Origin of the sequence: Pseudoalteromonas sp. SG45-3, from assembly GCF_014164075.1 — a bacterium.
Lineage (GTDB): Bacteria > Pseudomonadota > Gammaproteobacteria > Enterobacterales > Alteromonadaceae > Pseudoalteromonas > Pseudoalteromonas distincta.
This window is the reverse complement of the sequence record NZ_JACJEN010000025.1, coordinates 38,670-49,568: the sequence shown is the minus strand read 5'-3', so window position 1 is coordinate 49,568 and position 10,899 is coordinate 38,670. Positions and strand designations below refer to the sequence as shown.

General features: G+C 39.0%; 7 protein-coding genes and 8 tRNA genes. 3 read left to right on the top strand and 12 right to left on the bottom strand.

Annotated features, from left to right (window positions below):
* Positions 1-419: 419 nt before the first annotated feature.
* Entirely contained in the window at positions 420-1,835 is a 1,416-nt protein-coding gene (locus H5126_RS19370; RefSeq protein ID WP_039488519.1) for a sodium:alanine symporter family protein, read from the top strand.
* Positions 1,836-1,998: 163 nt separating this feature from the next.
* On the top strand, positions 1,999-3,597 hold the full coding sequence (locus tag H5126_RS19365; RefSeq protein WP_182696262.1) for a BCCT family transporter: 1,599 nt from the start codon (positions 1,999-2,001) through the stop codon (positions 3,595-3,597).
* 427 nt (positions 3,598-4,024) lie between these two features.
* Here H5126_RS19365 and H5126_RS19360 read toward each other — a convergent pair.
* From H5126_RS19360 to H5126_RS19305, 12 genes are all read right to left on the bottom strand, one after another.
* A tRNA-Leu gene (locus H5126_RS19360) sits at positions 4,025-4,111 on the bottom strand.
* A gap of 38 nt (positions 4,112-4,149) precedes the next feature.
* Positions 4,150-4,223 (bottom strand) — tRNA-Cys (locus tag H5126_RS19355).
* Positions 4,224-4,242: 19 nt separating this feature from the next.
* Positions 4,243-4,318: transfer RNA gene (locus H5126_RS19350), tRNA-Gly, on the bottom strand.
* 49 nt (positions 4,319-4,367) lie between these two features.
* A tRNA-Leu gene (locus H5126_RS19345) sits at positions 4,368-4,454 on the bottom strand.
* Between the two features lie 39 nt (positions 4,455-4,493).
* Positions 4,494-4,569: transfer RNA gene (locus H5126_RS19340), tRNA-Gly, on the bottom strand.
* 64 nt (positions 4,570-4,633) lie between these two features.
* A tRNA-Leu gene (locus H5126_RS19335) sits at positions 4,634-4,720 on the bottom strand.
* 37 nt (positions 4,721-4,757) lie between these two features.
* Positions 4,758-4,831 (bottom strand) — tRNA-Cys (locus tag H5126_RS19330).
* A 31-nt stretch (positions 4,832-4,862) separates the two neighbouring features.
* A tRNA-Gly gene (locus H5126_RS19325) sits at positions 4,863-4,938 on the bottom strand.
* A 212-nt stretch (positions 4,939-5,150) separates the two neighbouring features.
* A complete protein-coding gene (gene pgsA / locus H5126_RS19320) occupies positions 5,151-5,696 on the bottom strand; it encodes a CDP-diacylglycerol--glycerol-3-phosphate 3-phosphatidyltransferase (protein ID WP_032827134.1) in 546 nt (181 codons plus the stop codon).
* Positions 5,697-5,738: 42 nt separating this feature from the next.
* Positions 5,739-7,562: an excinuclease ABC subunit UvrC gene (uvrC, locus tag H5126_RS19315; protein ID WP_039488521.1), complete on the bottom strand. Its 1,824-nt coding sequence runs from the start codon at positions 7,560-7,562 to the stop codon at positions 5,739-5,741.
* Positions 7,563-7,571: 9 nt separating this feature from the next.
* Positions 7,572-8,222 (bottom strand): UvrY/SirA/GacA family response regulator transcription factor, encoded by a 651-nt coding sequence (gene uvrY / locus H5126_RS19310; protein WP_002963136.1) that lies wholly within the window; start codon positions 8,220-8,222, stop codon positions 7,572-7,574.
* A gap of 108 nt (positions 8,223-8,330) precedes the next feature.
* Positions 8,331-9,482, bottom strand: coding sequence for a dicarboxylate/amino acid:cation symporter (locus H5126_RS19305; RefSeq protein ID WP_182696260.1), 1,152 nt, complete (start codon positions 9,480-9,482; stop codon positions 8,331-8,333).
* 360 nt (positions 9,483-9,842) lie between these two features.
* On the opposite strand from H5126_RS19305, the gene cysK reads away from it, so the two are divergent.
* The gene (gene cysK, locus H5126_RS19300) at positions 9,843-10,811 is read left to right on the top strand and encodes a cysteine synthase A (protein ID WP_024599813.1); all 969 of its coding nucleotides are present in this window, start codon (positions 9,843-9,845) and stop codon (positions 10,809-10,811) included.
* Positions 10,812-10,899 lie beyond the last annotated feature (88 nt).

Below are 10,899 nucleotides of genomic sequence, written 5' to 3'. Positions count from 1 at the left end.
GAGTGCCCACACAGATGATTGCTTTATATTGTTAAAGAACGTTTTGAGTCGCTTTAGCGTCTCAAGGGATGCGAATAATACACCCTTTATTTTTCGAGTCAACACTTTGTTTTAAACTTTCTTTTTAGAAGATTTAAAACCGAAGTTTTATTTAACTCTCTGAGCATTTCGTGCCTCGCTATGCTTCGGCGTTTCCCGTTTCAGTGGGGTCGAATTATAGGGAGCGGCGGATTTTACGCAAGCGTTATTTGCATAAAATAGTAATTAAAATTAAGCCCCAAACAAGCACACACGATAAACACAAGTTACCCACAAAACCCTGTTGATAACTCTGTTTTTGAACTTTAAAACTAAACACTTTTATCCTGATGTGATAAGTTGCGGTCACTTTTTTTAACTCATGTATTTAGGCAGTATCCATGACAGACATAATAAATAGTATAAGTGCCCTTCTATGGGGGCAAGTTCTCGTCTACTTATTAATAGCAGCGGGCCTCTTCTTTACTTTTCGACTAGGCTTTATTCAATTTGTGCAATTCCCACATATGTTCAAAGTTATGTTTGGTTCTCGTAAATGTGCCGATAACGAAATTTCATCCTTTCAGGCTTTTTGTACTTCATTAGCAGCTCGTGTCGGTACTGGTAATATGGCAGGTGTTGCTGTTGCCTTATATCTAGGTGGCCCAGGTGCTATTTTCTGGATGTGGCTTATTGCATTAATAGGTATGGCTACAAGTTTTGCCGAGAGTACTTTAGCTCAGGCTTATAAAACAAAAGATGCAGATGGTAATTTTAGAGGTGGCCCTGCTTATTATATGCAAAACGGTTTAGGCAAACGTTGGATGGGAACTTTATTCTCGTTATGTTTAATTTTAGCCTTTGGTTTAGTATTTAACGCAGTACAGTCAAACTCTATTGCTGCAGCATTTGAAGTAGCGTTTGATGTACCTAAGTATATAGTAGGCATTTGCTTGGTTATTGGTTCTGGCATTATTATTTTTGGTGGCCTAAAAACAATTTCTCGCTTTGCTGAAATGGTTGTGCCATTTATGGCATTAGCTTACCTGCTGGTTGCTCTTTATGTATGCGCAATTAACTTTACTGCACTACCTGATGTGCTAGTGCTTATTATAAAAAGTGCTTTTGGCATTGAACAAGCTGGTGCTGGTGCTATTGGATACGGTGTCACACAAGCGATGATCCAAGGTATAAAGCGTGGTTTATTCTCAAACGAAGCTGGTATGGGTAGTGCAGCTAATGCCGCGGCTACTGCGACGCCTTACCCTCCTCACCCAGCATCACAAGGTTATGTGCAAATGTTAGGCGTATTTATTGATACTATTGTTATTTGTACAGCGACTGCTTCTCTTATTTTACTATCGCAGCAATTAGTACCTGAATCTGGTGTTATGGGGATTGAACTTACACAAGCAGCATTACAAGAACATGTCGGCGACTGGGGTACTTACTTTATTGCTATTGCCATATTGTTTTTTGCTTTTACTTCTATTGTGGCTAATTACTCTTACGCTGAAACAAATTTAATGTTTTTAGAGCACAACTCTAATAAAGGTATGTTTATCTTTAGACTTGTTGTTTTAGGTATGGTGATGTTTGGTGCTGTTGGTGAGCTTGGTTTAATTTGGACGCTGGCAGATATATCAATGGGTTTAATGGCCATTGTAAACGTTATAGCGCTATTTATGCTTTCAGGTGTTGTTGTATGGCTTTCAAAAGACTATAACGAACAACGCAAAAAGGGCTTAATACCCACCTTTGACAAAAGTAAGCATCCTAAACTTGCTAAAGAGGTTGACCCAGCGGCCTGGGAATAGAAAATAATCAGCGAGCTACGGCTCGCTTTTTTAGTTCTAAAATAACAAATACTACGCTTAATCATCTCATTGCTTATAAATAAAAGTTATATTAATTTTAAAACTATTTTATATTTAATTACGTAGGATATATGAATTAAGTTATCTATAAAAAGGAGATCCGATGGATGACATGACAAAAAAATACAGTATAGACACTACTGATTACCAAGTTGGGCAAGATAATGTACAAAAGTGGGGATTTGATATCCATAACCCAGTATTTGGTATAAGCGCCTTCTTAGTTGTTTTATTTGTAATACTTACCCTAGTTTTTGACCCTACCGTTACCCGTGATGCACTAACCTCGACTAAAGACGCAATAATTAATCAATTTGATAGTTACTTTATGTTACTAGCCAATGCCTTTGTGATCTTTTGCGTTATTTTAGCATTTTCTCCTTTAGGTAAAATTCGGTTGGGTGGCGTAAAAGCTCGTCCAGAACATGGTTACATGTCATGGCTTTCAATGCTCTTTGCAGCAGGAATGGGGATTGGCTTACTGTTTTGGGGAGTTGCTGAGCCAACTGCATATTATACTGGTTGGTATCATATGCCTATGGGCGTTGAGCCAAACTCACCGCAAGCACACTCTTTAGCTTTGGGTGCAACCATGTACCACTGGGGTTTACATGGATGGGCGATTTACGCTGTTGTTGGATTAAGCTTGGCTTTTTTTGCATTTAATAAAGGCCTTCCTTTATCTATACGTTCGGTTTTTTATCCATTATTTGGTGATCGCGCCTGGGGATGGCTCGGTCATATCATAGATATACTCGCTGTACTGTCTACTTTATTTGGTTTAGCTACATCGCTAGGCCTTGGCGCTCAACAAGCTACCAGCGGGATAAATTATCTGTTAGGCACTGATTACGGGACTGCTTTTCAAATATCTGTTATTGGTTTAGTAACGTGCATTGCAATTTTCTCAGTTATTAGAGGTATTGAGGGGGGTGTTAAAGTACTGAGCAATGTTAATTTAATTTGTGCATTTATTTTATTATTAGCCGTTATTGCCCTTACTTTCTCTGATGCAATTACTGCTATTTGGTTTACCCTTGGGGCGTACGTAGAGCACTTTGTACCTTTGAGCAATCCATTCAATAGACCCGATGAAGATTGGATGCACTCTTGGACTGTGTTTTATTGGGCATGGTGGATATCATGGTCGCCGTTTGTTGGGATGTTTATTGCCCGAGTTTCAAAGGGGCGTACTGTACGCGAGTTTTTACTCGTCGTCATTGGCCTACCCACGCTTCTTAGTTTGGTTTGGATGGGCGTATTCGGAAATATGGCAATTACACAAGTTATAGATAAAGTTGGCCCACTTGGACAAAATGGTTTAACTGATATCTCAGTGACTTTATTTCAAGTATACGAGCAGTTACCTCTTTCTAGTTTTATTTCTATTATTTCTATAGCACTCGTTTTGGTGTTTTTTATAACGTCGTCTGATTCAGGATCGCTTGTAATAGATGGTATAACTGCGGGCGGTAAAATAGATGCACCAGTGCCACAACGTATATTTTGGGCTACAGTCGAAGGCGTGATTGCAGCAGTATTGCTCTGGGTTGGTGGCTCGCAAGCATTGCAAGCGCTTCAGTCGGGCGTAGTTACTACAGCTTTGCCGTTTTCAATAGTACTTATTTTAATGTGTGTTGCGCTTATTCAAGGCTTGTTGAGCGAGTATCCAATTTACAAAGCTCAGAGTAAACTGCAATAACAATTTATCCTTTATAAGCGATCCTCAAGGGTCGCTTATAAAATCTTCGCAATTGGTATAACTAAGTGCTTAACGCATTCCTTATAATCCTACCTTAAATTTATTTTAGACACCGCACTTCTATTACATTCATTAATGCCACCCCTCGTTAAAACTTAGGTGCAGGAGTAATTGCCAAAAAAATTAAATAACCAGCGTTCTGATTTTTTGCTCTGTTATAAACAGGTGCTCTTATACCAATTCGCTTAATTAAGTGATCTATTTTGAGGATGGTGAAACTCTAAGATATTAAAAGGAAATAGATTTTAAAGGTAAGTAGGTATTAAAAATAAGATTAGAGAATTTAAGTAAGAATAATTTTTGAATTTTTTAAAATTAGAAGCAATTTAGAATTTAAGTGAATTTTATCTGAGGATTTTAGTAAAGATGGTGCCCGAGGCCGGACTTGAACCGGCACGACTTGTTAGTCGAGGGATTTTAAATCCCTTGTGTCTACCAATTCCACCACTCGGGCATCGAGTTTGCTAATTAAAGCGTGTGGAGTAAATTATATGGAGGCGGAACCCGGAGTCGAACCGGGGTAAACGGATTTGCAATCCGGTGCATGGCCACTCTGCCATTCCGCCTAAATGTTTCCAAATAATTTGGAGCGGTACACGAGGCTCGAACTCGTGACCTCGACCTTGGCAAGGTCGCGCTCTACCAACTGAGCTAGTACCGCAAAATACTATTTTATCAACTTTAAATTATCTTGGTTAAACAATTTAAAGTGGTGCCCGAGGCCGGACTTGAACCGGCACGACTTGTTAGTCGAGGGATTTTAAATCCCTTGTGTCTACCAATTCCACCACTCGGGCATCGAGTTTGCTACTTAAAGCAAGTGGATAAAACTAATATGGAGCGGTACACGAGGCTCGAACTCGTGACCTCGACCTTGGCAAGGTCGCGCTCTACCAACTGAGCTAGTACCGCATCATATTAATTCTAAATTAACCATTTTATAAATTACACTTGGTAATGCAATTAAACCACAAAGTGGTGCCCGAGGCCGGACTTGAACCGGCACGACTTGTTAGTCGAGGGATTTTAAATCCCTTGTGTCTACCAATTCCACCACTCGGGCATCGAGTTTGCTAATTAAAGCGTGTGGAGTGTTGAAATGGAGGCGGAACCCGGAGTCGAACCGAGGTAGACGGATTTGCAATCCGGTGCATGGCCACTCTGCCATTCCGCCCCAGTACGGGGTATTAACCTTAAGATAAACTTGGAGCGGTACACGAGGCTCGAACTCGTGACCTCGACCTTGGCAAGGTCGCGCTCTACCAACTGAGCTAGTACCGCATTTTATTTATCAGTTATTTGAATTAGCACATGATGATTTATGTGAACATTCAGGTAACTGATTAATTACCGTTTCGTTTATCTCGGGGGCTATGCCCTCTCAACACGGACGCATTCTACAGAGATTATTAAACGCGTCAATACAAAAAATGCTAGTTTTGAACTGTTTGCTTGTTTTTTATCTAAAACGGTGCGTTATTATACATTTAGAGTTAATTTTTAGTCAATTCACCCCATGCTGCACGTAAATATTGCATCATAGAACTCAAGGTTAAAAAGGTCGCAATGTACAGTAGTCCAAAACTTAAATAGTTCATCCATGTATCATATTGCCAAATCAAACCGATAATGGCTAACATTTGTGCAGCCGTCTTAATTTTACCCATGTTTGATACAGCGACATTACCACGCTTACCCTGCTCTGCCATCCATTCACGAAGTGCAGATATTATAATTTCACGGCTTATTATAATAAGAGCAGGTATAGTCATGTACATTGACTGGTACTGATCAGATAACGCTACAAGTGCGGCACATACCATTACTTTATCAGCAACAGGATCTAAAAAAGCACCAAAAGGGGTTGATTGCTCAAGCTTTCTTGCTAAATAACCGTCTAGTATATCGGTGATTGATGCAAGCCAAAAAATAAAGGCGGCAGCAAAAAAAGCCCAGCTATAAGGCAAATAAAATATCACCAAAAAAACGGGGATAAGAAAAAGTCTAAATGTTGTGAGTGTGTTTGGAATATTCCACATAACTACTTGGATATGTCTTTTTTGCTATATTCGCATGTAGGGCTAGCCCTTGTCATGCAAATGGTTAAATATCTTCTCAGCCATGTCAGGGCTGATCCCAGGAACTTTCTTTAACTGTTCTATATTAGCAGCTTTTACTCCCTGCATGCCCCCTAAATATTTTAATAATGTTTGCCGACGCTTAGAGCCGACTCCATTTATTTCTTCTAGTAGTGATTGCGTACGTTGTTTTTGTCGTTTATTACGATGCCCTGCAATTGCAAAACGATGAGATTCATCACGTATATGCTGTATTAAATGTAGCGCAGGTGCATCTGAATCCATAGGAATGGTTTTTCGACCACCGTCAATCAATAGTGTTTCAAGGCCAGGCTTACGGCTAGTACCTTTAGCAACACCTACTAACAAAGGCATTTTTGTATGTGGCCAGTTAGAAAAGTACTGCTCCGCGCGCCCCAGTTGCCCCTTACCACCATCAATAAAGATAACGTCTGGAATTTTGTCTTCATCTACTAATTTGTTGTAACGCTTATTAAGTGCAAACTCCATTGCAGCATAATCATCACCACCGGTTATACCCGTTACATTATAGCGCCTATATTCTTTCGTATTTGGGCCTTGTGAGTCAAATACAACACAACTTGCAACAGTGTTCTCCCCCATGGTGTGGCTTATATCAAAACACTCCATTCGGGTAATATCATCAAGTCGCAATGTTGCTTTTAATTGTGCATAACGTTTATTAATAGAGTCTTGGGTACTTTGCTTAACTGCAATACTGTTTAATGCATTTTTATTAGCCAGTTGTAAGTATTGAGCACGCTCACCACGGGTAACTACTTTAAGTGTTACCTTGCGCTCACTTATTTGTGTGAGTGCTTCACCGAGTGCCCCGCTCTCTTCTATTTCAAACGGTAATATGATTTCTTTTGCAATACGCCCTGTTGCTCCTGGCGCTAAATAGTACTGTCCTAAAAATGAAGTTAATATTTCTTGTTCACTCGAATCTTTAGGTACTTTTGGAAAATACGTTTTACTACCCAATACTTTGTGATCGCGGATCATTAATAAATGAATACCATTTAAACCATTTAAATGAGCAAAACCAACTACGTCCATTTCAGCAAAATTACCTGATATAGACTGTTGCTCCTGCATTTTACGAAGTAGCATTATTTGGTCGCGAACTTTTGCCGCCAGTTCAAAATTTAATTGTAGGCTGGCTGCTTCCATTTTTTTTATTAAATCAGCAATAACTTCGTGAGATTTACCCGTTAAAAACTTACGGACATAGTCAACTTGCTCGCTGTAATCATCATCCGTAACTTTATTCACACACGGAGCTGAACAACGCTTAAGCTGATATTGCAGACACGGGCGACTTCTTGCGCGGTAATAAGCATCTTCACATTGACGAACAGGAAATATTTTTTGCATTAAGCGCAAGCTTTCAGATACCGCTCCCGCACTCGGAAAAGGCCCAAAGTACTCACCTTTAATTTTACGACTGCCACGATGAAACGCTAAACGAGGGTGTTTATGGCTAGTTAATAAAATATAGGGATACGACTTATCGTCGCGTAATAATATGTTGTAGCGAGGCTGGTATTTTTTTATTAGATTATTTTCAAGCAGCAGCGCTTCTGTTTCAGTATTAGTGAGTGTGACTTCGATGTCACAAATATTACTCACTAAAACGCGTGTTTTGCTATCGGTAATGTTACTTCTAAAGTAACTGCTCACACGCTTTTTTAAATGCTTAGCTTTACCAACATAAATAACTTGGTTGTCACTATCAAGCATGCGGTATACACCCGGCTCACTTGATAGCGTTTTGAGAAAATGTACGTGATCAAATTCAGACATAAATTATAGTTAGTACGAAACGTCTATATCAATCATTTTATGACGAATTGCTAAATGGGTAAGCTCAACATCACCACCTACATTTAGCTTTTCAAACATACGGTAGCGATAGCTATTTACTGTTTTTGAACTTAGGTTTAAACGCTCAGCTATATTTTGTGCTTTTTCACCTTTAGTGATCATAAGCATAATTTGCAGTTCGCGTTCAGATAAGCTCTGAAAAGGATTTTCGTCTGTGCGACCTGTCACTTGCGCAAGTGCTATTTGCTGTGCAATTTCAGGGGCAATATAACGCTGACCGGCATGAACACAACGAATGGCACGCACCATTTCGTCAGAGCCAGCACCTTTAGTTAAAAAGCCATGAGCACCAATTTGCATTACTTTACTCGGAAACGGGTCTTCACAGTTAACGGTAAGCACAATAATTTTTACATCAGGGCAGTAACGACAAATCTTTTTAGTCGCTTCTAATCCGCCCATGCCTGGCATATTCATATCCATTAATACTATGTTTGGCGCATGCTGACGACAAAACTGTACAGCCTCTTCGCCAGTTTTAGCTTCACCAATTACTTTAAACCCTCGTACATCATCAAGAATACGCTTTATTCCTGTTCGTACAAGTTCATGGTCATCAACTAAAAGTACATTAATCAATGGAACATCCTCACTTACCTAACAACATGCAATTTAATTAAATTAATTTGCCACAGTAACATACATAAAGCGAAACAATAACTAATATTATTGCCTCGCCCTAATAGTTTAAGATGACGATTTTTCGCTAAATCTGTCAACCCATAACGCAATGATACCATCACCCGTTACATTACACGCAGTACCAAAGCTATCTTGTGCCAAATAAAGTGCAATCATTAATGCAACCGCGCCTTCATTAAACCCAAGCATGCTTGTTAATAGACCAAGCGCCGACATAACTGCGCCACCTGGAGCACCTGGTGCTGCAATCATTACTACACCTAACATCATAATAAACGGTAGCATACCCATTAATGAAGGGACTTCCATGCTTGGCGATAAAAACATAACAGCCATTGCACAGGTTACTATAGTGATAGTTGAGCCAGATAAGTGAATAGTCGCGCAAAGTGGTACGGTAAAGTTTGCTACATCTTCTTTAACGTTATTTGCTTTACTTGATTGAAGCGATACTGGAATCGTTGCTGCACTTGACATAGTACCTAACGCTGTAAAGTAAGCTGGTAGCATATTTTTAACTAATTCGATTGGATTACGTTTCAATAGTACACCTGTCGCTATATATAAAACGCTTAACCATAACCAGTGCATAACAAGCGCTGCAATTAGTACTACGCCAAATGTTCGCAGTGTATCTACCACAGTACCCGCTACCGTCATTTCGGCAAATACACCTGCAATGTAAAATGGTAAAGCAGGGATAATTACTTTTGATAATAATCCGTCAATCACATCACGGCCCTGATCAGACACCTTTTTAAGCGTATCAAGCTCTAATTGGCTCATGCCTATACCAAATACAAAAGCAGTTACTAATGCGGTCATTACCCCCATCAAAGGTGGAATTTCTAAATCAATAAAGCTGCCAATTTCTGTAGCAACTTCTGCCTCGAATGTAATACCACCGCTTAAAAAAGGGATAACAGCACTTACTAATAAAAATGCAAGCGTACCTGCAATAATTGTAGAGCTATAAGCAAACCCGACTGTTTTACCAAGTAAGTGACCAGACCCTTTTGGTAGGCCTGCAATACCTGATGCAATAAAAAATAATATAATAAGTGGAATGGTAAAGGAGATAATTTGACCAATCAGCTCTTTTACTGTGAATAAAAGTTCAACACCAGTTATAGGTACATATAGTCCAACTAGGATACCGGCCACAATACCGGCAATTAATTTTAAGATTAATTTCATTGTGATTGCTTAATTGAATTTAGATACGTGTTTTTATCATGTTTTAGACGCATTGTGTGATAAAACTATTCAAGTTACATTTATATGCACAAATAACGAACAAATACAGCTTAATCTAGAGCTCTTTTGAACATTTTTTGACTAAACGAGTTTTTACTCTTTAAATCTCAAATTAAGCCCGCACCTACAATAACTAAAGCACCGTTAATAATTAATTTTTATTTCGACTGGTTATAAGCCCAATAAATATATGTTATAGCCAAACTTTACTTTAGTTTTTTTAAACTCACAGTAAAGTGTATGTATAGTTAGTAGCAAAGGCTATTAGCACGTTGATCAGATTGTATCCAAAGGAACATTATGTCTACTATTTTTGAAGATAACTCACTAACTATTGGTAATACGCCGCTAGTAAAACTTAATCGTGTTACGGGTGGGAATGTATACGCTAAAGTTGAATCTCGTAATCCAAGCTTTAGTATCAAATGCCGTATTGGTGCATCAATGATTTGGGAAGCTGAAAAGTCAGGTCAGCTTGTTGAAGGTAAAGAACTTATTGAGCCAACATCAGGTAACACTGGTATTGCACTTGCATTTGTTGCAGCTGCTCGTGGTTACAAGTTAACACTTACTATGCCAAACACTATGAGCCTTGAACGTCGCAAGCTATTAAAAGCACTAGGTGCAAACCTAGTACTTACCGACGGTGCTAAAGGTATGAATGGCGCAATTGAAAAAGCAAAAGAAATTCAAGCAACCGCACCTGATAAATATATTTTATTACAACAATTCGAAAACCCTGCAAATCCTAAAATTCACTTTGAAACAACAGGCCCAGAAATTTACGATGCACTTGACGGCAAAGTAGACTTTTTTGTAGCCGGTGTAGGTACGGGTGGTACTATTACAGGTGTTAGCCGTTACCTTAAAACAGAAAAAGGTCTAAACGTTAAATCTATTGCTGTTGAACCAACTAACTCTCCAGTCATTAGCCAAACGCTTGCCGGTGAAGAAATTAAACCAGGCCCTCATAAAATCCAAGGCATTGGTGCAGGCTTTATCCCTGGTAACTTAGATATGGACTTAATTGATGCAGCTGAGCTTGTATCTAACGAAGATGCAATTGCAATGGCGCATCAGTTAATGAAAAAAGAAGGTATTTTAGTCGGTATTTCGTCAGGTGCAGCGGTTGTTGCAGCTAAGCGAATTGCTGAAAAACCTGAAAACGCAGATAAAAATATTGTTGTTATCCTACCTAGTGCAACTGAGCGTTACTTATCAAGCCCAATGTTTGATGAAGAGTTTAGTGAGCAAGAGCTAGTGCAATAAGTAATTCTAAAATTTTAAAAGGATGCTTTAGGCATCCTTTTTTATTATTTATTATCCAATTTTCTATTTATTGCCCGCCATACCTTTA